We start from the raw sequence: 24,958 nt of genomic DNA on the forward strand, positions 1-24,958 counted from the left end.
AGCGGCGTGCCCAGAACCCGATCCCATCTCGAACTCGGCCGTTAAACACGCCAGCGCCCATGGTACTGTGTCTCAAGACACGGGAGAGTCGGTCGCCGCCAGACCCGCCCATCGCAACCCCTCCCTCCTCACGAACACCGATCCGGCCCCCGGATACCGCGCCCGCTGCACCCCAGCCCGCGCCCACCCGGGACCAGCCGCACAAACTTGGCGCGGGGTGGAGCAGCCCGGTAGCTCGTCAGGCTCATAACCTGAAGGTCACAGGTTCAAATCCTGTCCCCGCAACCAACGATCTTCGACAAAGCCGGTCCGCTTCCCGCGGGCCGGCTTTTTTCGTGCGCACCGTCCCAGCCTGCAGGGCAGGGCAGGGCGGTACTTGCGCCGCCCCCCATTCAACGTCCCTGGAGATCCAGGGTCGATGAGGAACGTCGCGCCTCGCACAGCGGCTGGCGAACGAGTTTGTTCAAGGTGGCCACCCGCGCGGGGCCCGGCATCTTGGACGCGCTGACGTCCGGCGGTCCATCGACGCACGTGGCGATGTCGCCGAGCGTGATCTCGACAGTCACGCGCTCCGTCACCAAGCGCCGCGGATTCCCTTAGACGCGCCCGAAATGCCGGTCCCGGCCCGGCCGACGGTCGCGTCGCGACCCGGACCATGAAATGCGGCGGTGCTCCAGCGGCAAATCGAGGCGACGGGCACCGCAGTGTTGGCCTCGCGGAGACCAGGCCTTAAGAAGGGGCGGGGCACGCTATGTCGGGTAGCGTAGGGGGGAACGTGCGATGCTGATTGGGACGGGCGGTGCTTCCGCCCTCGAACGGGACTGACGACCGCGGTTTGCGCGTCTCCGTCTCAGTGAGCCGAACCCACATCGTCGGCGTGCGCCGTGCTGTGTCGCGAGTGATCCTGGCCGGCGCCGCGTCATGCCCGATGCTGGTCACCGTCCCGGGCCCGGCTCGCGCCTTCGATCTGTTCAACCTGTTCGGCAACGAGCCGGAGCCGCCGGCCCCGAGTCCGACGGCGCTGCCCTACACGGTGCGGATCACCGGCACCGAAGATTCCGATGTCCTCCGGGCATTGCAGGACACGTCGACCCTCTATCGCCTGCGGCAGGAACCGCCCCCGGACGGGGACGGCTTGCTGCGCCGCGCCGAGGCCGACCGCGTCAAGCTCGCCGATGTCTTGTCGGGCTTCGGCTACTACCAGGGAACGATCGCGATCCGGATCGATGGCGTCCCGGCGACGGGCCCGGCCGCGAGCGCCGTCCGTGCCGCCGAGGCTTGGCGCGATCGCGGCCTCGTCCCGACCCGGATCGCCGTCGATCTCGGCCCGCTCTATCACTTGCGCCGGATCGTCGTCCGTGACCCGGCGGGCCGACCCTTCTCCGATGCCGTTCTGCCCGTGCGCATCACCCGCGTCGACGAGGACGTGCCGGCCCGCTCGGCCACGGTGCTGGCGCGCGAAGCCCAGATCGTCGACCAGTTCAGGAGTCGGGGTCATCCGTTCGCGAAGGCCGTCGCCCGGGATCCGGTTGTCGACGATGCCGCGCACGTCATGGACGTGACCTTCACGATCGAGCCCGGGCCTGCCGCCGGTCTCGGCGCCGTCGCGGTGAGCGGCGCCCCGGGGATCGATCCTGCGACGATCCGATCCTTCATCTATGCGGAGCCGGGCGATCCGTATGCGCCTCAGGCGGTAGCCGCGATCCGCCGGTCCGTGGCGCGGATCGAGGGCATCGGGGGCGTGCGGGTTCGTGAGGGCACGGCGCTGGATGCCGACGGCAACCTGCCGCTCTTCGTCGAAGTCAGCGAACGCGAGCGCAATCTCGTGGGCGTGTCGGCGCGCTACTCCACGGTCGACGGTCCCGGAGTGCGGGCCTACTACGCCAACCGCAACCTGTTCGGGGGCGGCGAGACCTTCCGGATCGACGCCGACCTCTACTATCTCGGCCTCGGCAACGATCCATTCGCGACCCAGCGCAGGATCGCCGGAATCGGAACAAACGGGCTCGGCGGACGCCTGTCGGCGACCTACGTCCAGCCGGCCCTGTGGGGCAGCCGGAACGACCTCCTGGCCAACGTCTTCGTCACCCGCGAGGTGCAGCAGAGCTATCTCGTGGATGGCGGTGGGGCCTCGGCGGCGATCCGGCACCGGTTCTCCGATACGTTCTCGGCGCAGATCGGCCTCGACGCCCAGGTCGGTCGCTCGAAGGACGCGCTCGGCACCGTCAAGTACCGGCTGATCGGGACGCCGGCTTCGGTGACCTACGATTCCACCGACAGCCTGTTGGATCCGACCCGCGGCGTACGGGCGATCGCGTCGTTGGCCGTCTACCCCGGGGCCATCTCATCGCCGGGGATCGTGGTCGCCAAGGCGCAGGGCTCGACCTACTACGCGCTGGATGACGAATCCCGGTACATCCTCGCGGGCCGGATCGGCTTCGGCTCAGTCTCGGGTGCGCCCCTCGGGGACATCCCGGACAATTTCCGGTTCTTCGCCGGCGGCGGCGGATCGGTGCGCGGCTATCCGTACCGGACGCTCGGGCCCATCGGCCCCTTCAACCTGCCGATCGGCGGCCGCAGCCTTCTGGAGGCCTCCCTCGAGGCCCGCATCAAGGTCACCGACACGATCGGCGTCGTGCCGTTCTTCGACGCCGGGACCGCCTTCGCCTCCGCGGTGCCGGATTTCGAAGAGAAGATCCGGAAATCGGTGGGCATCGGCCTGCGCTACTACACCGGGATCGGTCCGATCCGCGCGGATCTCGCCTTTCCGCTCGACCCGTACAAGGGCGGCCACGTGCGTCCGGCGGTCCTCTATCTCAGCCTGGGACAGGCGTTCTGAATGGTCGTTTCTCGCGGGCGGACCGGATCGCGGCGCCGCTCTTCCCTTCGGGAGATGTGGCTGCGTGCGCTGGTGCTGATCGGCCTGGCGGTTCTGATGCCGGCCGGCGCCGTACCGACCCGCGCCGACGAAGGCGACAAGTCCGTCTTAGGCGGACTCCTGTCGCGCGCGCTGTCCACGCCCTCGTCCCGCGTGGCGATCGGCGCGGTCGACGGGGCCCTGTCCTCCGATGCCACGATCCGCGACGTCGCCGTGAGCGACCGCGACGGCGTCTGGCTGAAGCTCGACCGGGCCCGCATCGTCTGGCGCCGGCTCGCCCTTCTGTCGGGACGACTGGAGGTGGACAGCCTGGAGGTCGGGCGGATCGAGGTGCTGCGCCGGCCGATCCCGGGTCCCACGCCGCCGGAGGCCAAGCCCGACGGGAAGTTGCTGCCGGACTTGCCCGTGAAGGTCGAGGTCAAGGGCTTCAAGCTGGCCGAACTCGTCCTCAGCGAGCCGGTCGCCGGGCAGACCGCGCGCCTCTCGGCCGAGGGTCGGGCGCGGCTCGGCGCGGCCAGCGAGGGGCTCGACCTGCAGGCGCGGGCGCAGCGCCTTGATGCCGCCGGGCGCTTCCTGCTCTCGCTCCTCTACGTGCCGACGGGCGACCGCCTGGAACTGAAGGCCAACCTGATCGAGCCTGCGGGCGGGCTGCTCTCGAAGGCGGCCAATCTCCCGGGCACTCCGCCCATCGACTTCGACCTCGACGGCGCGGGCACCCTTGATGCCTGGAATGCCAAGCTCGACTTCACCGCCGGGCCGGACATCGGGGCAAAGGGTGGCGCGAAGATCTCCCGCATCGGCGCCGAGCGGCGCCTCGCCCTGGACCTCGCGGCGCGCATCGAGGGCTTGGCACCGGGCCCGGCGGCATCCGTCTTCGCCGGCACGACCAAGCTCGAGGGCGGGCTGGCCTTCGCGGATAGCGGCGCCTTCCGGATTGACCGCCTGGAACTGACCTCCCGCACGGCGCGCCTCGCGGCGGGCGGCAGCCTGACCAAGGATCGGATCGCCGATCTGACGCTTCAGGCCCGCGCCCTGCCCACCGAGGGCGCGGTGACGCGCGCGGGCGAGGCCGAGATCGGCCGGCTCGTGTTCGACGGCAGCCTGAAGGGGCCGCTGACGGCGCCGACGATACGCGGCAGCCTCGACGCGGCCGACCTGCGCAGCCGGGACTCGGCGTTGGATCACATCGAGGCGCGCCTCGGCGTGGAGCCGCAGGGTGAAGCGGCGGCGCAGCGCTTCGCCATCGTGGCGGATGGCAAGGTCGAGGGTCTGCGACTGGCCGATCCCGCCCTGCGCCGGTCCCTCGGGAGCCGAGCACAGCTCACCGTCCGGGCGGCCTCCGGGCCGGACGGCGTGATCGACGTCGCCACCCTGCGGCTGGAATCCGAGACGGCGCGGGCGAGCTACGCCGGCCGCGTCGGCCAGAACACACTGACCGGCTCGGTGGATGCAGCCCTGCCAGACCTCGCGGTATTCTCGGGACTTGCCGGGCGCGGCCTGGCCGGTCGCGTGGAGGTCAAGGCGCGCCTCAGCGGCGATCCCGCGCGCAAGGCGCTGGCGGCCGATCTCACCGTGTCGACCGCCGGGCTCGTCACCGGACTGGCCGCGGCGGACCGCGCCTTGGGCCGCGCGCCCACTCTTCAAGGACGCGTCTCGCAATCTTACGACGGCTACGGCTTCGACCATCTTCGTCTGGAGGGCGCTGGCCTCACCGCGACCCTCCAAGGCGAGGCAACCTCGGCCGTCGCCGACGTCGCGGGTCGCCTGGATCTCAGGAGCCTCTCGGATCTCGATGGCCGCCTGACCGGCCGCGCTGGGATCGACGCCCGGCTCACCGGCTCCCTGGAACACCCCGATCTGACGGCGACGCTGTCGGCGCCCACTGCCACGGCGGACGGCAAGCCGATCCGCGACCTGCGTGTCGAGGCCGCCCTCAAGGATGCGCTCCTCGCCCCGGACGGAAGCCTGCGCCTCTCCGGGACCGTGGCCGGCAAGGCGCTGACAGGCGGCGCCCATATCGCGCGCACAGCCGCCGACTGGGTGCTCGACCGGCTCGACCTGAATCTGGGTTCCGTCGCGGTGGCGGGGAACGCCGCGGTGGCGGCCGAGACCTGGCTCTCCGCCGGCTCCTTGTCCGTGCGCGCCAGCAACCTGGAGGATATCGCGCCGCTGACGCCCGAACCCGTGGCGGGACATCTCGACGCCACCGTGGTGCTCACCCGCGACGGCGGGCGCCAGGATGCCGCGATCCGGGCGACCGGGTCCGACCTGCGCTACGGCACCTCCGCGCTGTCCCGCCTCGACGCCAACCTGAGGGGCCGCGACCTCCGTGCCCACCCGGTTCTGGACGGACGCCTGGAGGCCGACCGGCTCATCGCCGCCGGCCAGCAGGTCGACGCGGTTCGGCTCGCCGCCGCGGGCAGCCCCGCCGGCAGCGACGTGACGCTGACCGCCAAGGCCCGCGGTTTCGGCCTCGACGGTGCGGTCCGGGTCGTCCCGGCCGACCAGATCCGCGTCGAGGTCCAGCGCCTGTCGGCCGCCCGGGGCGGCGAGCGCTTCGCCTTGAGCGGCCCGGCGACCGTCACCCTGCGCGACGGGGGCGCGGTGATCGACGGATTCGTGATCGCGGCCGGCGCCGGACGGATCACCGTGGACGGGCTGGCGGGGCGCGACCTCGACCTCCGGGTCGGGATCCGCGCGTTGCCCCTGTCCCTGGTGAGGATCGCCGCGCCGGACCTCGCGCTGTCGGGGACCATCGATGGGGAGGCGGACTTGCGCGGGCCGGCCGAACGGCCGAGCGGGCGCTACGCGCTCACCGTCAACAAGCTCGTGGCGCCGCAGACCCGGCAGGCCGGCCTGCCGCCGGTGGACGCCAGCGCAAAGGGCACGCTGTCCGGGGGAGAGGCCAGCCTGGACGGGCGGGTCTCGGCCGGGCGGGGCGTCGCTCTGACAGTCGCGGGCACGCTGCCGGTCGAGCCGGGCGGACCCCTCGACCTGCGTGCCCGGGGCACCCTCGACGCATCACTCGCCAACTCCCTGCTGAGCGTCGGCGGCCAGAGCGTCGCCGGTCGCGTCGCCATCGACGGCGGCGTCGCCGGCACGCTCGCAGCGCCCCGGGCACAGGGCTTCGCCGTGCTGACCGGCGGGAGCTTCACGGATCCGCTCAATGGCATCCGCCTGACCGGCATCGAGGGCCGGGTGAGCGGCCGGGGCGACACCGTCGTGATCGAACGCCTGACCGCCGCGGCTCGCAACGGCGGCCGTCTGGCGGTCACCGGACATGTGGCTCTGGCACCGGATTTCCCCGGGAGCTTCCACGTCACCGCCGACCGGGCGGAACTGGTCTCCAGCCCGCTGATGACGGCGGTCTCGAGTGCGGACATCACCCTGGCCGGCCCGCTGGTGCGGACGCCCAGGATCACCGGTCGGGTCGACGTGGTGTCGATCGACGTCGCCGTTCCAGACCGATTGCCGGCCACGATCCGCCCGCTTCCAGGCGTGCGCCACGTCAACACGCCGCCCGATGTGCGGGTACGACTGGTACAGCGCGCGGGCCCGAAAGCGGCTCAAGTCGGGCGGCGGCCCAGGAAGCCGGCGGTCCCGTTCGACGCCACGCTCGACGTCGCCGTGAGCGCGCCGAGCCGCATCTTCGTGCGCGGGCGCGGCATCGATGCCGAGCTCGGCGGTGCACTGCGCGTCACCGGGACCTCCGCGGCACCGAATGCCGTCGGCGCCTTCGCGATGCGCCGCGGGCGGCTCGAACTCGTCGGCCAGCGCCTCGATTTCAGCCGCGGCAAGCTGACTTTCGCGGGGAGCCTGACCGCACCGGAACTCGACTTCGCCGCGGAGACCAAGGCCGGCGACGTGACCGCCCGCGTTGCCGTGACCGGGCCGGCGGACATGCCGCAATTCGCGCTGACCTCCGATCCGGTTCTACCGCAGGACGAGATCCTGTCGCGCTTGCTGTTCAAGAAGGCGGCGGGCGGCCTCTCGCCGTTCCAGGCCCTGCAACTTGCCCAGGCAGTGGCGCAGCTCTCGGGCGGCGCGGCAGGACCGGACGTGTTCGAGCAGGCGCGCAAGGGTCTCGGCCTCGACAGCCTGGACGTCTCGACCGGTGCCAGCGGCGGCCCGGCGCTGGGCGCCTCGCGCTACATCTCGGATCGCGTCAGCGTCGGCGTGAAGGCCGGGGCCAAGCCGGCCGACACGGCGGTCGGGGTCGATTTCGACGTGACCCGGCGGATCAAGCTGAAGGGCGAGGCCGGCAGCGACGGGAGGACCAGCCTCGGCGTCGGTGCGGAATACGAATGGTAGGCGGGCGGAGGTTCCGTGGCGATCGCGCGGCCCCGGATCGACGCATTCGGGCAGCGACGACACGGTTGTCAGGAAGGAATCCTGGCAAGCCGGTGCATCTCTGCTAAATCTGCGTCTTCCGCCTGAAGCGGGACCGCGTCCGCTCCTCGCCAATCACGAAAACCACGCCGCCCGATGGACGAACTTTTCGAGACGGACGACGATCCGCCGGTGCCCGAAGGCGGCCTGCTGCGCATGTTGCCGATCATCAACCGGCGTGGCCTGCACGCCAGGGCCTCGGCCAAGTTCGTCCAGACGGTGGAGCGCTACCACGCCGCGGTCGCGGTGACGCGGGCCGGCGAGACCGTGGGCGGCCGCTCCATCATGGGGCTTCTGACGCTCGGCGCCGCCATGGGCACCCGCATCGCCGTCACCGCCGTGGGCGAGGATGCCGCGGAATGTCTGGACGCGATCGAGGCGTTGCTCGCCAACCGGTTCGGCGAAGACGAATAGCGCCGTTCACAGGTCCTTTCCGGACCACGTGCAGAGATCGACGACCGGGCAGCGGGGACAGGCCGGCTTCCGCGCCGTGCAGGTGTCGCGTCCGTGGCGGAACAGCCAGACATGCGCGCCGTCCTTGAAGCGGTCCGGCACCAGTCCGGCGAGACCGTCGGCGACGCTGTCGACCGTGGCGCCGGGCGCCAGCGGGATCCGGTTCGAGACCCGGAACACGTGGGTATCGACGGCGATCACGGGCTCATGGAACGCGAAGTTCGCCGTGACCTCGGCGCTCTTGCGGCCGATGCCCGGCAGGCGGCGCATCTCCGCCGCGCTGCGCGGGACGGTGCCGCCGAACTCGGAGAGCAGGGCCGCCGACAGCTTGACGATGTTGCGGGCCTTCGACGGGCCGAGCCCGACCGGCCGGATGAGGTCGGTGATGCGCGCCTCACCCAAACTCAGCATCCCGGCCGGATCCTCGACTGCAGCAAAGAGAGCGTCCGCGATGCGGGAGACGGTCGGTCCGGTCGATTGTGCCGAGAGCAACACCGTCACCAGCAGCCGATACGGATCGGTCCTGTTGAAGCCGGCCTTCGGATCCGGATCGATCTCGGCCAGCCGCGTGAGCACGGCCGCGACGCGGCCGGCATTGCCGGTTCCCGGTGTCGGGGCCATCTTCGCCGCCCGCGTCCGACGCGAGGCCGGGCGGAGACCGTGGACGGTGTCGCGCGCCATGCACCGGAGCTAGGGCCACGCTCCATGGCCGACAGGTTCGGACCCGCGCGGCGGATTGACCGCTCAGGATTGTACCCGTCGCCACGCCACGGACGCGCCGCCGGTTCCGATATGGAGCGTTCCGGCGACGATGGCGCCGGCCCGGCGCAGTAACTCGACCCGCAGCGCGCCGCGTCGGCCGAAGAGGCGGCTTACCACGCGCACCAGGGACGCTTCCGCCGGGTCGGCGATGATCGGCCGCCGTGCCGTCCGGGCGTCGAGGGTCAGGAAGGTCTCCACGGCATCGCGGACGGCGTCCGGCTCGGTCACCGCCAGCATCTCGGAGGCAGGCGGCTCCCATCCATGCGGACGGGTGCCCAGGAGGTTCCCGGCCGGGATCGAGCGCGGCCGCGACGGGCGGTTCGCCGCCAAGCTGAGACGGAAGGGCGCCGTCGCCCGCACGGGCTCGATGGCCCCGACGAGCCGGATCGGGCGGCGCAGAGCCGCGAGGCGAACGCGCAGCGCGCGATCGACGGCACTCGCGGCGTCGTTGTCGACGAGGGCGGTATCCAAAGCCTCCGCGGGCTGCCAGGGACGCGCGCGGCCACCCCAGATCGGATGGGGCATCGCCAGGGGCACCACGCCGCGCAGCGCCTCCCGGCCGGTCACCGCATCCTGGCTCCAGGCGAGGGCCACGGCGACCCGGCGCCCGGCGGGTCGATGCTGGGCGAGGGGCAGCAGGTGGTCGGGATCGCGGAGCGGATCCCGCACGGCGTTCCGGACCAGCATGGCCCGCCACGCGGAGACGGACGCCGCGTCAACCGTCATTGGCGACCGCAGGTCGATCCGCCAAGTGGATGCCGGATCGGCCGAGTCGTTGGCCGCCACCAGAACCGCCTCGGGATCGACGGTTTCGGCGTGCGATCCGCGCGCTTCGGATGGCAATCCGGTGAGCCCGCCCTGTATCACGGTGAAGCGTCGCACCATCGCGTGTCCTGCCCCTCGACGATCCGTCCCATTTCGGGACGGTCCGACGCGCCCGAAGCGCTGTTCGAGCGGACAGGTTCAAGGACGATGCCGTCGGGTCGCGGGTTCAGGGACCCGGGATCGCCAGGGGATTGTCGGTGAGCGCGGCGGCATCCGGCGCATCGACGCGGGGGCGACCCAGGAAGGCGTCCCAGAGCCTGCGCACGAAGGCCGGATCGAGGTCCCGCAGGATCAGGACGAGACGCGAGGTGTGGTCGGGGTCGGGCCACGCGGGCAGGGTGAGCGGGGCGTGGAAGACGTGCTGGACCCCATGCACCACCAGGGGGCGGCCCGGATCATCGGCCAGCGCCACGATACCCTTGAGCCGGAGCAGCTTCGGCCCGTGGCCGGAGCGCAGCAGGTCCATGAACATCTCGAAGGCGGCGCGGGGCACTGGGGCCTCGCTGGTCAGGCAGAGGGCCTCGATCGACGCGTCGTGCCGGTTCACGTCGGCGTCATCGCCCTGGGCCTGCGCCAGCGCCTCGTCGCCGAGCCAGGCCCGCACGTCGGCGCCCTTGCCGTCGAGACCGAACAGCCCACCCAGCAGGGTGTCGGCGGGGGTTTCCGGCAGGACGACCGGCGCTGCCGGATTGAGGGCGGCGAGGCGGGCTCGGATCGCCGAGGCATCGAGGGCCATGTCGGTTTTGGTCAGGACGATGCGGTCGGCGATCGCCGCCTGGCGCAGGGCCTCCGGATGGGCGTCGAGGGTGTCACCGCCCGTGATCGCGTCGACGACGGTCACCACCGCCTGCAGCCGGAAGCGCAGCACGAGATAGGGATGGTAGATCAGGGCGTGCAGGATCGGCGCCGGGTCGGCGAGACCGGTGGTCTCGATCACCACGCGGCGGAACGGCCGGATCCGGCCGTTGTCGCGCTTGCGGAGAAGATCCTCGAGGGTGGCGATCAGGTCGCCCCGCACCGTGCAGCACAGGCAGCCGGCGCCGAGCAGGATCATGTCCTCGTCGACGGTCTCGATCAGCAGATGGTCGAGGCCGATGGCGCCGAACTCGTTGACGATCACCACCGTGTCGGCGAGCGCCGGATCGCGCAGCAGCCGGTTCAGGAGCGTGGTTTTCCCAGCGCCGAGGAATCCGGTGAGCACCGTGAGCGGGATCGGTTCAGGACGGCGTGGATCCGGCTCGGGCGCGGTCATCTGTGACATGAACGTCGACGTGGGGTCGTCGGACGCCTGCGGCAACGGCCCGGGACGTCCGACATCGATCCTACTCCCCGGCGGCAGCCTTCTTGGCCGCCGGCTTCTTCGCCGCGGCCTTGGCGGTGGCGGCCTTGGCAGTGGCGGCCTCGGCGGGGGCGGCCTTGTGGGCGGCGGCCTTGTGGGCGGCGGCCTTCGGCGCCGGCTTGACCAATCCCCTGCCGGGCTTGGCCTCCGGCATCGTCGGGGTCTCGACCGCCGTGTAGGCGCTCGCCGTCCGGGGGAGAGGATGACCCGGCTTGGCCGCGACCTTCGGGGCCGGCTTGGCCGCCTGCGCCGCCTGCGCGCGCTCCAAGCGCTCCGCGCGGGCCTGCTTGGCCGCCTCCAGCGCCGCCGCGCGCTTCACCTTGGCGGCTTCGAGCTTCGCGGCGCGGGTGTTGGCGACGGCGGCCTTCTGCTCGGCCTCCTGAGCGTCGAGGATCTGCTGACTCTCGGCGGGATTGCGTCCGACCCAGACCGCGACGGGCTGGAGCGGCGCCCGGGGCGGCAGGCTCCGGGCCCGCAGGGCCGGGTTGGAGAAGGCCGCGAGCGCCAGGGCCGGCGAGTTCGCTGCGGCACCGCCGACGAGTTGCGCCGCGGAGCCGGGGGCGCTCAGCGCACCGGGGCCGTCCTCGATGGCCGGGGGCTTCTTGCCGCCGCACACGAAGGGCCGCATGTCCGGAGGCGCGGGGATGGCAGAGGCCGGCAGGGCATCGAGGGTCGGGCTGGTCCAGCCGGCGCTCTGGGTGAAGGCGTAATCGAACAGGTCGGCGGCCTTCACGTCGCGCTCCCGCGGGCTCGGCTGCCCCATCACGATGGTGACGATGCGCCGGCCGTTGCGCGTGGCGGTCGCCACCACGTTGAAGCCGCCCGAGCAGATGAAGCCGGTCTTCATGCCGTCCGTACCCGGATAGCGCCCGAGAAGGCCGTTGTGGTTCGCCATCACGGCGCGGCCGAACTGGATCGCCGAGATCGAGAACAGGTCGTGGGAATCCGGGAAGTCGCGGAGCAGGGCCCGGGCCAGCACCGCCATGTCGCGGGCCGAGGTCCATTGGCGCGGATCGGGCAGGCCGTTGGGATTGTACCAGTGGCTGTCGCGCATGCCGATCCGCACGGCGGTCTCGTTCATCATCGCGGCGAAGTTATCGACCGAGCCGCCCAGATTCTCGCCGATCGCGAAGGCGATGTCGTTGGCCGACTTGACCATGATGATCTTGAGGGCGTTGTCGAGGGTCAGCTGCGTCCCCGGCTTGAACCCCATCTTCGACGGCGGCTCCGCGGCGGCGGCGGCCGAGACCGTGATCATCGAGTCGAGCGACACCTTGCCCTGCCGCACGAGGTCGAGGGCGACATAGGTGGTCATCAGCTTGGTGATGGAGGCCGGATACCAGGGATCCGTCGGCGCCTGCGAGTAGATCACCTTGCCCGAATCGACGTCGGCGACGAGGATCGGCACCGTGACCGCCTGCGCCGCGCCGAGACCCACGAGGCTCGTTCCGAAGAGGCCCGTCAGCGCCGCAAGCCCGACGGTGAGGCGCCGGTAGAGAGAAGAGGACATTCGAGCCCGACTCGTCAGAGGATCGCCAGGGTCGGCACCGCGAGGCGCCGGTCTTCCGGCCGGCCGGCCGGCACGAGGCACAACCCGGACGGCCGGTTTCGGTCGCCGAGCAGCATCACGGCATGAACGGGCCTACCGTGGCAAGAGCAAGGCGAGACCCCAGGGGGGGTCTGCGCCGCGCGACTGTCGGTGGTCCACCGGCTGCGCACAGCCTATGTGCTGGCCAGGCGTCGCGGCGACGATGATTGGGACGGCAGTGGCTTACGCGGTCAAGGAGATCTTCCACACCCTGCAGGGCGAGGGCGCGCAGGCGGGACGCGCGGCCGTGTTCTGCCGCTTTGCCGGATGCAACCTTTGGTCGGGGCGTGAAGCCGACCGCGCGGCGGCGGCCTGCCGATTCTGCGACACGGATTTCGTGGGCATGGACGGTGAGGGCGGCGGACGCTTTGCCGACGCGGCCGCCCTCGCGGGCGCCATCGCGGCGGCCTGGGCCGGCGGACCGGACAACCGCTACGTGGTGTTTACGGGCGGCGAGCCGCTGCTCCAGCTCGACGTGCCCCTGATCGAGGCCGTCCACGCGGAAGGCTTCGAGATCGCCATCGAGACGAACGGCACCCTGCCGGCGCCGCCCGGCATCGACTGGATCTGCGTGAGCCCAAAGGGCCGCAACGCCCTCTCCCTTGTCACCGGCGACGAGCTCAAGCTGGTCTATCCACAGGCGGACGCCGATCCCGCGGAATTCGTCGACCTGCCCTTCAGGCACCGCTTCCTTCAGCCGATGGACGGGCCGGGCCAGACCGCGAGCACGCAGGCGGCGATCGCCTATTGCCGGCGCGATGCACGCTGGCGCCTATCCCTGCAGACGCACAAGATGATCGGCATCCCCTGACAAGATCACGGCAAGATGCGGGACGATCAGGCGCGTGAGCCCTTCCCAACACGCAGGAAATAGGTGACGATCGCGGCGGCACTTCAGCTACGGATCGGCGCCCTTGATCTTGGATGGATCTCCGGAGACCCGTTGGAACAACGCCCGCTTCGATTGCGACAGTAGCGCATCCGGAGCCGACGGCGTCTGGCCGATCGATCCTGATCCCCGGTTCACCAATCTCCGAGGCCGGCAGAACTGGCACCTCCGGGACGGCCGAACCGTGGCAACCGACGTCGCCGGCCAGCGCATCGGCGCGGATGATGCCCGGATCGCGCTCCTCGGCATCCGGCGGGACTCGCGTGCCGAACCGTTCCCGGTCGCATTCGCGCATGCACCATCGACCGGCGAGGCGCTGGGTCCGCCCGTGCCACGGCCCGATCCCGCCCTGCTCGACATCGACGGCGGCAGCGCCGTCGAGGTGCCGCTCCCCAGCGGGAGACCGCTGCTGTTCCGCGCCGGACGCCCCGCCGGCCTCTACCTGCTTCACGACAATCTCGGCGCGCTGGAAGCCTGGACCGGCCGCGGCTTCTCGGCTCTCGGACGGCTTCCGGTCTCCGCGACGGGACCGGCCCTCGCCGTCGGCCCGGAGGGCGTGGCCTACACGACCGCCACCGCGCTGGTTTCGCTGACGCTGCCGCAATTCGGCCCGGGCCTGGCTCACGGCGCGGCGCGGATGCCGGGCCTGCGCTTCCTCTCCGCGCCCTGCTGGCGCGGGGCCGACCTGCTCGCCTGGGCCGAGCGCGACGGCTGGCTGGTCCGGTGCCGCGGCACGGCCGGCTCGGACGGGCTCGACCTGTTCGAGACCGGCCGACGCGCCCCGGGCGGCCGATTCTCCGGCCCGTGGGTGAACCGCCTCGGCGACGCGATCTGGACGGGATCGGGCGGATTCGTCACGTGCGACGCCGGTGACGACGGCATCCGTTTCGATTCTTGGCCGGATGGGTTCAGTCCGATCCTCAATCAGGCCCCGTGGCGCGACCGGGCCGACGTGCCCCATCAGCTCGGCTCGGCGGACAGCCGCTACCACGTCGCCGCGCTGTCGCGCGATGCGACGCTCCAGCGTCTCGACGGCCCCCATCTCACCGCAGGGACCGTCACCTACTGGGGCGACGCCCGGTTCGCGGCGCCCTGGCAGGCGCCAGCCGAGAGCCTGAACCTCGGCGGCCACGCGGGGAGCCTCCTGGTCCCGGTGCTGGCGATGCCACGGGACACCGTCCTGCTGGCCCTCCGGCTGGAGGGCCAGCAGGGTGGCTTCATACGGGGCGCTCTCCAACCCGGCCCCGTGACGGGCCATCTTCTCCACCACGCGCACGGGGCGGGACTGCGTCGCCTGCCGGTCAGCCTCGACGTCTGCGCCATCGGCGACCCGGGAGCGCTCCTGCACGATGGGGCGCTCTACCTGTGGAGCCGATCAAGTGGCCGTTGCCACACCCTGCGGCTGCGCTCGGCATGAAGACTTGGCTGCAGACGCTCCTGGCGCTCCTCGTGCTGACGGGCGAACCGGCCCGAGCGGAGTCTCCGGTGCGTCAGCTCTTCCTGATCCAGGATTCCGGCTGGATGGAGCCCTTCCTGACCGCGAAGGGCTCACAGTTCCGGCCCCTCGTCGAGGCCCTGATAGCGGCCGCCGGAACGCAGACCGATGTGGTGGCGGTTGCAGCCTTCGATCAGGACGGTCAGGTCCCAGGACGTCCTTCCCCGCGTATGCTGTACGAGGGTCCCTACCGAGCGGACCGCGTTCGGGCCGCCGTGACGGCCATCGACCTGCCGCGCAAGGCCGGCGGACAGGCCTATGCCGATGCCGACTTCAACGGCGCGCTGCTCGGCGGGATCCGCGCCGGCCTGCACGGCGGCGACGGCGTGATCTGGATGATCACGAACAACAAGAACGCGCCCGGCAACAGCGCCGAAGTTGAGCGCAACACCGCCGCCTTCTACGCGACCCTGCGCGCCGCGCCGGCCGTCGCGCGGATCATCGCCTATCCGGTCCGGATGCCCCTGAGGGGGCGGAATTTCTCGGAAGCGGGCTTCGTCGTCTACGGGATCGGCTACGGCCCATCCGGCGGGCGGGCGCTCGCGACCGTGCTGGCCACTCCGGCCCTGCGTGCCCTGTTCCATCACCCGCCGGTGACCCTCAAGCCCATCAGGGCCGGCGCCCTGGCCCTGAGCATCGATCGTGTCGACAGCGGCGGCCTGGAGGCCGGGCTGGAGGACGGCATCTTGGTGGTGCGTGGAGCCGACGCCGCCGGCGGAACGGTGCTGCGCTTCATCGGGCATCTGACCAACGGATTCTACCCGCAGCGCATCGCCTCGGCCACGCTCGCCTTGAATTGGAGCGCGGATCGTTCCGCGACCGAGTTGGCGCGCGCGGCGGTTCTGCCGGACACGGTGGTCGACCTCGCACCGCAGGCTGAGAGTGCGCCCCTCGCGGTGACCCTGACGCTGCCCCCGATGCCGCGCCCGCCCGGTCTGGCCGGGCTGCTGTCGGCTGGCCAGGCGATTGACGGCATCCTCACCCTCCGCCTGACCAACCTGCGCCTCACCCTCGATCCAGCGTTCCTCGAGCGTGTGCGTCCAATCTTCGGGAGCGACCTTTTCAGCGCGGATCAGTCCCCGGAGCCGGCCGCCGCGGATGCCCTGGAGGAACGCCTACCCGGCCTGTTTCGCGACTATCGCGGCGTGGCCGAGGCGGCTGTCAGTCTGCCTGTCCGGATCGAGGCGGCATTCTCACCCTGGCCGCTCGCCGCGACCGCGTTTGGTGCCGGCGCCCTTGTCGGGGCGGCGGGCCTCTGCGCCGCAAGGCTTCGACGTGCCAAGCTCTACACGGTGACGCTCGGTTCGTCGACGAAGCGCGTCATCCTCAGGCCGTATCGCGCCGCGGTCCTCTGCGCACCCGATGGCAGCCGCTGGCGGGTGCGGGCGAGCCTCCGGGGCGAGCCAAGCGCGACCCGGATCGCGGATGCCGGACCCGGAGCATGATCGGGCTCCACGGCGACGCCGGATATCCGCCAGCCATCCGGATCCAGGGGCCGGGCGGGCGCGACTTCACGATACCGCCGCCGCAGGGCGCAACCCCGCGGGTGGCCCCGGCGCCGCCGGCCGCGGCCGCGAGCCCGTTCGCGAGGCTGGAGCGCGCTCCGACCACACCGGAGATCCTTCTGGGAGCTTCCGCCCTCCTGATGTTCGGGCTCGTCTTCCTGGTCGTCCGGCACGGTGTCCGGGTCCACCTAATCAACCGTCGCGCGACCCTCGACGCCGCGGACGGCGCGAGCTGGGTGCTGTTCGCCGCCCTGATGCTGACGGCCTCGATCGTGGTGGGCGCTACGGTGGGACGTCTCTGGCAGGCCTGGGCGGGACTGACCGCGGGCTTCTCGCTCTGCGTGATCCTGTTCGCCACCGCTCTGGCGCTGTTCCTGCGCGCCTCCGAACGCAGGCGCTGAACCGATGGACGATGCGCGCAAGGCCGGCATCGAGCGGCAACTGAAGGTTCGGCCGACCGTCTTCGTGGCGCTCGGCGGCACGGGCATGGAGGTTCTGCTGCGCCTGCGCCGCCGCATCCTCCAGGCCGATTGGAACGGGAACCGGATCGGCGCCCTCGACCAGTTCCCGGCGGCCGCCTTCCTGTATTTCGACACCGACACCCTGGAGGCGCGCGAATCGCACCGCCCCGCCACCGATCCGCTCTCCGCCAAGGTGGCTTTCCGCGAGGGCGAGACCCTGCAGAAGGCCGTCAACCTCGCCCGCTACCAAGCCGAGAGGCGGAGCTACCCGCACATCGACGCGTGGCTGCCCGCCCGCGATCTCTCGCGGATCGACGCTTCCAAGGGCGCCGGACAGATCCGTGCCATCGCCCGCCTGCTGTTCTTCGACGAGGTTCGCAACCTGACCGACCGCTTGGCCGCGAAGGCCGGCCTCGTGCTCGCCAACATGTCGAACGAGGCGCAGCTGCGCGCGCTGGGCATCGACACCGCCACCGAGCTGCGCTTCGTCGTGGTCGCCTCGGTGGCCGGCGGCACCGGTTCAGGCACGGTGATCGACGCCGGCTACGCGATCTCGTCCCTCGAGACCCCCAAGCGTCCCGACGCCGTCGACCTCTTCCTCGTCCTGCCCTCGGGCTATGTCGGCGCCAACCGGGATCGGGTCTTCGCCAACGGCGTCGCGACCCTTTCCGAGCTCGAATACGCAATGCGCGGCACCCCGCAGCCACCCTACGTGGAGCGCTGGGGCGATCACGAGCGGGTCGCGCCCGGCGTCGAGCGGCCCTTCAGCGACGTGTACCTGTTCGACAGCCAGAACCTCGCCGACCAGCGGACCAACGCGGTGAGCGACCTCTACGACATGATGGCCGACGTCCTGTTCGAGGATTTCGGCAACTCCGAATTCTCGGGGCGCAAGCGCTCCGTCGCGGTGAACCAGACCCAGCACAAGATGCGCAAATGGGCGCCTCCCAGCCCCCTTCGGGCGAACCACGCGGCCCTCTACGCCCTCAGCTATTCCGCCCTCGGCCAGGCGGTGCTCGCCACGCAGGGCAGCCTGGAAGTCGAGGCGGCCGCCGCCCAGGTCGGGCTCGACATGGTGGGGACCTTCTTCGGCGTCGCCCGGGGCCTGCCCGAGCGGCGGATCCCCACCATCGAGGAGCGCGACCGCTTCGCCGCCGATCGCCTCGCGCTCCGCTTCTCGGTCTTCGAGACCTTTCCGAAGGTGCTCCGTCCGGCGCCGCCGGGCATCGCGGAGTTCGATCTGATCGATCAGATCCTGCGGCGTCCGGACGGAACCTCGATCCAGGAGGCGGTGGCGCTCGCCGCCGACGACGCGGTCGATGCGATCCGCCACGAACTCGCGGTCCCGCGCGATTGGGCGCCCAACCTGCGCAAGGCGGCCGAGCGCCTGCGGGACGACATCCTCGGCCGGACAGGCTCGGGCACCCTGTACGGTCCCCGCGGCGCGGAGGTGCTGGACGCGCGGGTGAAGCTCGAGGCGGCTTGGCTCGCTGATCGGGACGGCACCCTGCTGGCAGCGCTGTACCGCGTCCTCGACGATCAGGAGCGCGGCGGCCTCGACTATGCGCGCGCCCTGATCGAGGGCGTGAACGACCTGATTGAGGCCGACGGCGGGGCGCTCGCCCGCCTGACCACCGCCGCCGATACCTACGCGCGGTTGGCGGACGAGATGCTGGCCGAACATTTCTCCGCCTCGCTCAGCCGCCTGGAGCAAGTCCGGCCGGGCCTGATCTTCTCGCACCGCCGCGATGCCGAGCGCTACCTGGAGCAGGCCCGGGACGATCTTCGCGGCTCCTGCGTGCTGCGGATCCGCGCACTGGCCGCTCGCGAGGCCGCCGAGTTGCTGCGCCGGGTCTCGACGCGACTCGGCAGCCGCATCGGGCGCGATCCGGAGACCGGACTCGCCCGACACGACGGTCTCCTGGGGGTGCTGAACCAGGGCCGCGCGGATGTCGGCGCGTTGATGCGCGCGCTGCGGCTCGACATCGCCGAGATCCGCGACGCGATCGACCGCCCCTCCGGCGGCACGTTTCTCGTTCTGCCCTCGGGCGCCCCACAGGGCCTCGCGGCGCCGCCGATGGACCGCCTCGCCTGGGCGCGGGAGGCGTTCCAGGCCTATGGCGGTTCCCGCGCCATCTTCGCATTGCTGCGGTCGGAGGAGGGCCGCGGGGAGCTGCTCGATGCCGTGCGCGCCATGGCCCGCCGCCGGCTCGGCCCCCACCGCGCGCGCATTCCCTCCGCCCTCGATGCCCTGCGCGCCCTGCCGGCCGAGCGGCAGCGGGACATCCTCGGATTGATGCTGTTGCGCTGCATGCCGTGGATCCAAGTGCAGTTCGACGCCTTCAGCCCCAGCGGGGACCAGTTCAAGACGATCCTCGCCATCGAGGGCGCGCACGCCTTCGAGGCCGAGTTCGGCGCGATCCTGCGGGCGAGCCTGCCGCCGATGCTCGGCGCCGGGGCGATCAGCGTGCTGGAATCCAGCCAGCGCGGCCGCATCGTCTGCTACTGCGAGTTGTCTGGCGTGCCCCTGGACGTGCTCGGTCCACTCCGGCGGGACTGGCGCAGCGCCTACGCGCTGGAACTGGATCGCCTGGACGCGATCCCGCTGCACAACCACAAGGATTATCTGCGCTTCCCCGACCCCGTCGCACCGACCGCGGAGGAGACGGAGGCGCTGCGCGAGACCCTGTCGCTGTTCCTGCGCGCCGTCTGTCTCAACCTGCTGGTGCGGTCGCCGGACACGGGACTCTGGCGCTTCGAATTCGAGCCGGGCGACTGGCGCAGCGTCGGCTCCGAACGTACGCTTCGGCGCCGACACTTCGACCGGGCTCAGGCCGCCATCATCGCGGCGCGACTGACCGAGGTCGAAGCGAGCCTCTCGGCCGTCCAGATTCTGGCGCTCGCCGCCCTGTTCAGGTGGACCGCCAACCGCGCCTATGCGCCCCGGCGGGAGGCGGTGAATTTCGATGCCGAGGTGCGGGTCGGCGGCGTCGGTCACGCGGTTGCCCACACGCTGGCGCAGCGCTGGCGGCGCGCGGCACCGGAGGCGGGCCGCCTTCCGGGCGATGCGGACGCGCTCCACGACGCGCTTCTCGCCCGGATCGCGGACTGGACCCAACCGATCCCGGGCAGCCTCGGCGACCTTCCGCCCGAGGAGGCCAACCGCGATCCGGGCGATCCGCCGGCCTTCCGTGCCGCGGACAAGCGCTCCGTCGAGCCGGGCGCCTTCACAAGCGACCGGTTGCTCCGCCTGACCGAGCCCGCGCCGCCGGCGAGGGCCATGGCGCGGTTCTACGTCTATCGCGACGCCGTCGAGGGCCCCTGGTCCCTCTCCGAGCTCGCCGCCATGGCGCGGTCCGGGACCCTGACGGCGGCCACGCAGATCCACCCGCCGGGGGGGGCCTGGATGCCGGCCGCCGCGCACCCCGACCTGGCGCCGCTGCTCGCACCTCCGCCGCCCTGTGATCGGTGAGGGCGGCAATCAGGCACGCATCGCCGCGCGCTGCGCGCGCGCAGCCCGGATCGCCGAGCGCGCGAAACGTCCCCGGGCCCGGGAGGGGTCGGGTTCCTGTCCGGCGAGCACCGTACGCCGCAAGGCCACCAGCGCCGGATCGCCCCAGGCATCGAGGAGGTGCCCGAAGGCCCCGTGGCGCGCCGCATCGAACGGGATCGGCCGGCCCGATCCGTCCCTCAGCGGGTGCGCCGGCTGGAAGCCGCCGCACGGGACCAGTTCCCCGGGGATCGGTGCGGTCGCCGCGTGCGTCCGCCGGAGCGCCAGGAGTTTCGGCAGGATGTGACTGCGCGGCCCGGGGCCCGAGGTGCCATCGGCCGCCCTCCACGGGTAGACCTCGATCCGCCCCAGGCGCGTGACGAAGACGTGATGCAGCCTCGTCTCGGCGAGCACGTGTCCGGCCGGATGATCCGGGAGCAGGATCGAACGGCCGAGCCCGGCTCGGAGGCGTTCGATCCAGAGCGGGTCCGCGGTCCGCACGCAGGCATCCGCGGCTTCGAGGCCGAGCCCGAGATCGAACAGGGGCGTCGCACGGTCCTGGGGCCGAGCGGCCGTCGCGTCGGGGCCCAGTTCCGTCAAAACGCGCCGCCGGCCCATCGCGCAGGCAGCCGCGGGCAAGCAGAGCGCCACGGCTTGGCTCCAGCCATCCGCGAAGCCGGTCTCGTAGGCGAAGGGTCGGAGATCCGGCGGCGCAGCGAGCACGATCGCGCCGCGGGCCGTCACGAGCCCCATCTCGTCGGGGCCCGGATTTCGAACCGGCTCTCCAGGGTCTCGGGCGAAGGTCGCGGCGGTTCCGTAGCCGCCCAGGCTCCAGATACACGCGGGCTCGGCGAGTTGCGCGCGCAGGAGCGCCTCCACGGACCGCGTCGCCCCGTCCGCCATTAGCCCCCCGCGAGAGCGCCACCGCAACCGGCACGCCTTGACACGGCCGGCGAATGACCGGAAGTCGCGGGTCGATCAACGAGGTTGCATTCGGCGCGGCGGGTGCACGGCTCCGCGCGACCGGCGCGGACACGTTCGAAGGGCCTCGCGACAGGATCTGCGGGAGAGGCGCTGGCATGAACGTCATCGAGACTGAGATCCCGGACGTGAAGCGCATCGTGCCGAAGCGCTTCGGCGACGCGCGCGGATGGTTCTCCGAGACGTTCCGCATCGACGCGATGGAGCGGGCCGGGATCAGGACCACCTTCGTTCAGGACAATCAGTCCTTCTCCGCGCCGCAGGGCACGATCCGCGGCCTCCACTTCCAGATCGCCCCCCAGGCCCAGGCCAAGCTGATCCGGGTCCTCCAGGGCGCGATCTTGGACGTCGCGGTCGACCTCCGCAGCGGCTCCCCGACCTACGGCCGGCACGTGACGGCGACCCTCGACGCCGAGACGGGCGAGCAACTCTACGTTCCGCACGGCTTCGCCCACGGCTTCTGCACCCTGACGCCCAACGTCATGGTCGCCTACAAGGTCGACTCCTACTACAGCCCGGAGCACGACCGCGCGCTGCTCTGGAACGATCCCGAGATCGGGATCCAATGGCCGGTGTCGAGCGAGGCCGCGATCCTGTCCGACAAGGATCGCCGCGCGCCGCGCCTCGCCGACCTCGGGCCAGTCTTCTGAACCGCGCGGCCCGGCCGCAATTTCGTCACGCCGGCCGGTCTTACGCTGCCCGGCCATCCCGTTTCAGACCTGTCCGAAGAGGTACATCGCCATGCGCATCCTGGTGACCGGAGGCTGCGGCTTCATCGGCTCGGCGCTGGTGCTGCACCTCGTCAACGATCTCGGCCACGAAGTCTGCACCCTCGACGCGATGACCTACGCGGCCAATCCCGTCTCCCTGGCGTCGCTCTCCGACAACCCGCGCCATCGCCTCGTCGAGGCCGATATCTGCGACCGCGCCGCCGTGCAGAAGGCCTATGCCGACTTCCAGCCTCAGGCGGTGATGCACTTGGCCGCCGAGAGCCACGTCGACCGCTCGATCACCGATCCGGGCGCCTTCGTGCGCACCAACGTCATCGGCACGCAGACCATGCTGGATGGGGCGCGGGGCTATTACGAAGCCCTGTCGGAGGAGGACAAGAAGAGCTTCCGGTTCCTCCACGTCTCCACCGACGAGGTCTACGGCTCGCTGCCGCCGGACGCGTTCTTCACCGAGGAGAGCCGCTACGATCCGCGCTCGCCCTACTCGGCCTCGAAGGCGGCCTCCGACCACCTCGCCCGCGCCTGGCACGAGACCTACGGCCTGCCGGTGCTGGTGACCAACTGCTCGAACAATTACGGGCCGCGTCACTTCCCCGAGAAGCTGATCCCGCTGATGATCCTCAATGCCCTGGAGGGGAAGAAACTGCCCGTCTACGGCGACGGCCTGAACGAGCGCGACTGGATCCACGTGGAGGATCACGCCAAGGGCCTCGTTGCCGTGCTGGAGCGCGGCCGGATCGGCGAGACCTACCTGCTCGGCGGCCGCGCAGTGCGCAACAACCTCGCCGTGGTGAAGGCGCTCTGCGCGGCCTTCGACCGGCTGCGTCCGCAGAACGCCCCGCACGAGCAGCTGATCAGCTTCGTGGCCGACCGTCCGGGCCACGACCGGCGCTACGCCATCGACTGCTCCAAGGCCGAGACCGAACTCGGCTGGCGGCCGCAGAAGACCTTCGAGCAGGCGCTGGAAGAGACCGTCGCTTGGTACCTCGAAAACGAGAGCTGGTGGCGCCCGATCCGCGAGGGCCGCTACAAGGGCGAGCGCCTGGGGCTGAACGCCTGATGGACGTCCTCGTCCTCGGCGGTGCGGGGCAGGTCGGAACCGAGCTGCGGGCCCTCGCGTGGCCGGCGGGCGTGTCCGTGCACGCGCCGGGCCGCGCGGAGCTCGACATCACCGACGCGCGGGCCGTCGCGGCGGAGCTTGCGGCCCGGGACTACCGGGTCGTGATCAACACGGCGGCCTACACCGCCGTCGACAAGGCCGAGGCCGACGTGGTCGCGGCGTGGCGCCTCAACGCGCTGGCTCCGGCGATCCTGGCGGCCGCCACCGCGGAGACGTCGATCCCGCTGGTACACGTGTCGACCGATTACGTTTTCGCCGGCTCGAAGCCGGACGGCGCCTACGCACCCGACGACCCGATCGACCCGCAGAGCGTCTACGGGGCCAGCAAGGCGGCCGGCGAGCTCGCGGTGCGCACGGGCAATCCGCGGCACGCGATCGTCCGGACGGCCTGGGTCGTGAGCCCGCACCGCGGCAACTTCGTCAAGACGATGCTGCGACTCTCGGCCGAACGCGACGCCCTCACGGTCGTCGACGACCAGTACGGCTGCCCGACCTCCGCCGCCGACCTCGCCGCTGCCTTGGCGACGATCGCGCGGCGCCTGGCCACGGACGCCGACGCGCCCACCGGTACGTTCCACTGCGTGAACGCGGGCGCCACCACGTGGTGCGGCTTCGCCGAAGCGATCGTGGCGGGCTCGGCCCGGCGCGGGGGCCGCCCGGTACCGGTCAACGGTATCCCCACCTCCGCCTATCCGACACCGGCCCGGCGGCCGGCGAATTCGCGCCTGTCCACCGACAGCCTCACGGCCGCCTACGGCCTCGCGCCGCGCCCCTGGCAGGCGGCGCTCGACGATATCCTGGACCGGCTCGTCGGGCCGGTGTCAGAGGGAGTTTCCAAGCCATGAAGGGCATCGTTCTGGCCGGCGGATCCGGCACGCGCCTGCACCCGGCCACGCTGTCGATCAACAAGCAGCTCCTGCCGGTCTACGACAAGCCGATGATCTACTACCCGGTCTCGGTGCTGATGCTGGCCGGCATCCGCGAGATCCTGATCATCTCGTCGCCGGAGCACCTCGACAACTACAAGCGCCTGTTCGGCACCGGTGAGCAGTTCGGGCTCAAGTTCTCCTACGCGCTGCAGCCGCGCCCGGAGGGCCTCGCGCAGGCCTTCGTGATCGGGCGCGACTTCGTCGGCGAGGACGACGTCGCGCTGATCCTCGGCGACAACCTATTCTTCGGCGCCGGCATGGGCGAACTGCTGGAACGCGCCGCCGCGCGCCGGCAGGGCGCCACGGTCTTCGCCTACCATGTCGACAACCCACAGGCCTACGGCGTGGTCAACCTCGACAAGTCCGGGCGCCCGACCAAGATCGTGGAGAAGCCGCAGAATCCGGAATCCACCTGGGCGGTGACCGGCCTCTACTTCTACGACAATCAGGTGCTCGACATCGCCGCCGACGTGACGCCCTCGGCCCGCGGCGAGCTGGAGATCACCAGCGTCAACGAGGCCTACCTGCAGCGCGGACAGCTCCACGTCGAGCGGATGTCGCGCGGCTACGCGTGGCTCGATACCGGAACCCACGACAGCCTGCTGGAGGCGAGCGAGTTCGTCCGCACGCTCCAGCACCGTCAGGGATTGCAGGTGGCCTGCCTGGAGGAGATCGCCTACCTCCAGGGCTTCATCAACCGCGACCAGCTCGTGGCCCGCGGCGAGATGTTCGCCAAGACGGCCTACGGTCAGAACCTCCTGCGACTCTCCCGTGAGAGCGAGGACGATCTGCGCCTGCGTCGCGGCAAGTAACGCGGCTCGACGCGGGCCGGCTACTTCGGGCTGCAGCCGACGCAGATCCCGCGCATGACCTTGTCGTTCTGCGCCTCCCGCGGCGTGCGGTCGCGGCGGTCGTCCGGGGTGGCGGCGCCGGCACCGCGGCTCGGCGGCATGACGCGCCCGACCGACGAGGCGTTCGGGGCGGTCGCCGTCGAGGTGGGGCCGCCACCGGTGCCGGTCTGGGCCTGCGCCAGGGCGGCGCCGGTCGCCAAAACGGGCAGAAGAAGCGAGAGGCAGAGGGTCGAGGCTTGGCGTTTCATCGGTCCGGAACTCCGTGTCGGGCC

19 protein-coding genes, 1 tRNA gene and 1 rRNA gene are annotated in these 24,958 nt (G+C 71.4%); 14 read left to right on the forward strand and 7 right to left on the reverse strand.

The features are described 5' to 3' along the window. Positions 1 to 104, forward strand: a 5S ribosomal RNA gene (gene rrf, locus MKK82_RS13375); the annotation flags it as partial. Between the two features lie 107 nt (positions 105 to 211). Continuing rightward, positions 212 to 288: transfer RNA gene (locus tag MKK82_RS13380), tRNA-Met, on the forward strand. A 104-nt stretch (positions 289 to 392) separates the two neighbouring features. Here the strand turns inward: MKK82_RS13380 and MKK82_RS13385 are convergent. After that, a complete protein-coding gene (locus tag MKK82_RS13385; protein ID WP_238290477.1) occupies positions 393 to 566 on the reverse strand; it encodes a hypothetical protein in 174 nt (57 codons plus the stop codon). A 362-nt stretch (positions 567 to 928) separates the two neighbouring features. Here MKK82_RS13385 and MKK82_RS13390 point away from each other — a divergent pair, with 362 nt between their 5' ends. The 3 genes from MKK82_RS13390 to MKK82_RS13400 all read left to right on the forward strand — a co-directional run bounded on the left by MKK82_RS13390 (position 929) and on the right by MKK82_RS13400 (position 7,681). Next, a complete protein-coding gene (locus MKK82_RS13390) occupies positions 929 to 2,839 on the forward strand; it encodes an autotransporter assembly complex protein TamA (RefSeq protein ID WP_243986036.1) in 1,911 nt (636 codons plus the stop codon). A gap of 54 nt (positions 2,840 to 2,893) precedes the next feature. Beyond that, a complete protein-coding gene (locus MKK82_RS13395) occupies positions 2,894 to 7,189 on the forward strand; it encodes a translocation/assembly module TamB domain-containing protein (RefSeq protein WP_409566800.1) in 4,296 nt (1,431 codons plus the stop codon). Between the two features lie 174 nt (positions 7,190 to 7,363). Then, entirely contained in the window at positions 7,364 to 7,681 is a 318-nt protein-coding gene (locus tag MKK82_RS13400) for an HPr family phosphocarrier protein (protein WP_238290475.1), read from the forward strand. 6 nt (positions 7,682 to 7,687) lie between these two features. Here MKK82_RS13400 and nth read toward each other — a convergent pair whose 3' ends face one another. The 4 genes from nth to MKK82_RS13420 all read right to left on the reverse strand — a co-directional run bounded on the left by nth (position 7,688) and on the right by MKK82_RS13420 (position 12,156). Next, positions 7,688 to 8,341 carry an endonuclease III domain-containing protein gene (nth, locus tag MKK82_RS13405; RefSeq protein ID WP_238290474.1) on the reverse strand — a complete coding sequence of 218 codons (654 nt, stop codon included), beginning with the start codon at positions 8,339 to 8,341 and terminating at the stop codon, positions 7,688 to 7,690. Between the two features lie 123 nt (positions 8,342 to 8,464). Further along, on the reverse strand, positions 8,465 to 9,367 hold the full coding sequence (locus MKK82_RS13410) for a hypothetical protein (RefSeq protein WP_238290472.1): 903 nt from the start codon (positions 9,365 to 9,367) through the stop codon (positions 8,465 to 8,467). Positions 9,368 to 9,473: 106 nt separating this feature from the next. Beyond that, positions 9,474 to 10,568, reverse strand: coding sequence for a CobW family GTP-binding protein (locus tag MKK82_RS13415; RefSeq protein ID WP_238290471.1), 1,095 nt, complete (start codon positions 10,566 to 10,568; stop codon positions 9,474 to 9,476). Between the two features lie 61 nt (positions 10,569 to 10,629). Further along, positions 10,630 to 12,156, reverse strand: a complete 1,527-nt coding sequence (locus MKK82_RS13420) for a D-alanyl-D-alanine carboxypeptidase family protein (protein WP_238290470.1) — start codon at positions 12,154 to 12,156, stop codon at positions 10,630 to 10,632. 256 nt (positions 12,157 to 12,412) lie between these two features. Here MKK82_RS13420 and queE point away from each other — a divergent pair, with 256 nt between their 5' ends. The 5 genes from queE to MKK82_RS13445 all read left to right on the forward strand — a co-directional run bounded on the left by queE (position 12,413) and on the right by MKK82_RS13445 (position 20,056). Then, positions 12,413 to 13,045 (forward strand): 7-carboxy-7-deazaguanine synthase, encoded by a 633-nt coding sequence (queE, locus tag MKK82_RS13425; RefSeq protein WP_238290469.1) that lies wholly within the window; start codon positions 12,413 to 12,415, stop codon positions 13,043 to 13,045. Positions 13,046 to 13,307: 262 nt separating this feature from the next. Continuing rightward, positions 13,308 to 14,540: a hypothetical protein gene (locus MKK82_RS13430; protein ID WP_243986038.1), complete on the forward strand. Its 1,233-nt coding sequence runs from the start codon at positions 13,308 to 13,310 to the stop codon at positions 14,538 to 14,540. Then, a complete protein-coding gene (locus tag MKK82_RS13435; RefSeq protein WP_238290467.1) occupies positions 14,537 to 16,063 on the forward strand; it encodes a hypothetical protein in 1,527 nt (508 codons plus the stop codon). The genes MKK82_RS13430 and MKK82_RS13435 overlap by 4 nt, the downstream gene beginning before the upstream one ends. Then, positions 16,060 to 16,524: a hypothetical protein gene (locus MKK82_RS13440; RefSeq protein WP_238290466.1), complete on the forward strand. Its 465-nt coding sequence runs from the start codon at positions 16,060 to 16,062 to the stop codon at positions 16,522 to 16,524. Before MKK82_RS13435 ends, MKK82_RS13440 begins: the two co-directional genes overlap by 4 nt. A gap of 4 nt (positions 16,525 to 16,528) precedes the next feature. Beyond that, positions 16,529 to 20,056 carry a tubulin-like doman-containing protein gene (locus tag MKK82_RS13445; protein WP_243986040.1) on the forward strand — a complete coding sequence of 1,176 codons (3,528 nt, stop codon included), beginning with the start codon at positions 16,529 to 16,531 and terminating at the stop codon, positions 20,054 to 20,056. 9 nt (positions 20,057 to 20,065) lie between these two features. Here MKK82_RS13445 and MKK82_RS13450 read toward each other — a convergent pair whose 3' ends face one another. After that, a complete protein-coding gene (locus MKK82_RS13450) occupies positions 20,066 to 20,977 on the reverse strand; it encodes a DUF6925 family protein (RefSeq protein WP_238290464.1) in 912 nt (303 codons plus the stop codon). Between the two features lie 176 nt (positions 20,978 to 21,153). Here MKK82_RS13450 and rfbC point away from each other — a divergent pair, with 176 nt between their 5' ends. From rfbC to rfbA, 4 genes are all read left to right on the forward strand, one after another. After that, the gene (rfbC, locus tag MKK82_RS13455) at positions 21,154 to 21,705 is read left to right on the forward strand and encodes a dTDP-4-dehydrorhamnose 3,5-epimerase (protein WP_238290463.1); all 552 of its coding nucleotides are present in this window, start codon (positions 21,154 to 21,156) and stop codon (positions 21,703 to 21,705) included. A gap of 91 nt (positions 21,706 to 21,796) precedes the next feature. After that, positions 21,797 to 22,846: a dTDP-glucose 4,6-dehydratase gene (gene rfbB / locus MKK82_RS13460; protein WP_238290461.1), complete on the forward strand. Its 1,050-nt coding sequence runs from the start codon at positions 21,797 to 21,799 to the stop codon at positions 22,844 to 22,846. Next, positions 22,846 to 23,751, forward strand: a complete 906-nt coding sequence (gene rfbD, locus MKK82_RS13465) for a dTDP-4-dehydrorhamnose reductase (RefSeq protein ID WP_238290460.1) — start codon at positions 22,846 to 22,848, stop codon at positions 23,749 to 23,751. The genes rfbB and rfbD overlap by 1 nt, the downstream gene beginning before the upstream one ends. Then, a complete protein-coding gene (gene rfbA, locus MKK82_RS13470) occupies positions 23,748 to 24,647 on the forward strand; it encodes a glucose-1-phosphate thymidylyltransferase RfbA (protein ID WP_238290459.1) in 900 nt (299 codons plus the stop codon). The genes rfbD and rfbA overlap by 4 nt, the downstream gene beginning before the upstream one ends. Before the next feature lie 20 nt (positions 24,648 to 24,667). Here the strand turns inward: rfbA and MKK82_RS13475 are convergent, their stop codons facing one another. Beyond that, positions 24,668 to 24,934, reverse strand: coding sequence for a hypothetical protein (locus tag MKK82_RS13475; protein WP_238290458.1), 267 nt, complete (start codon positions 24,932 to 24,934; stop codon positions 24,668 to 24,670). Positions 24,935 to 24,958 lie beyond the last annotated feature (24 nt).

Origin of the sequence: Methylobacterium sp. E-046 (assembly GCF_022829625.1) — a bacterium.
Classification (GTDB): domain Bacteria; phylum Pseudomonadota; class Alphaproteobacteria; order Rhizobiales; family Beijerinckiaceae; genus Methylobacterium; species Methylobacterium longum.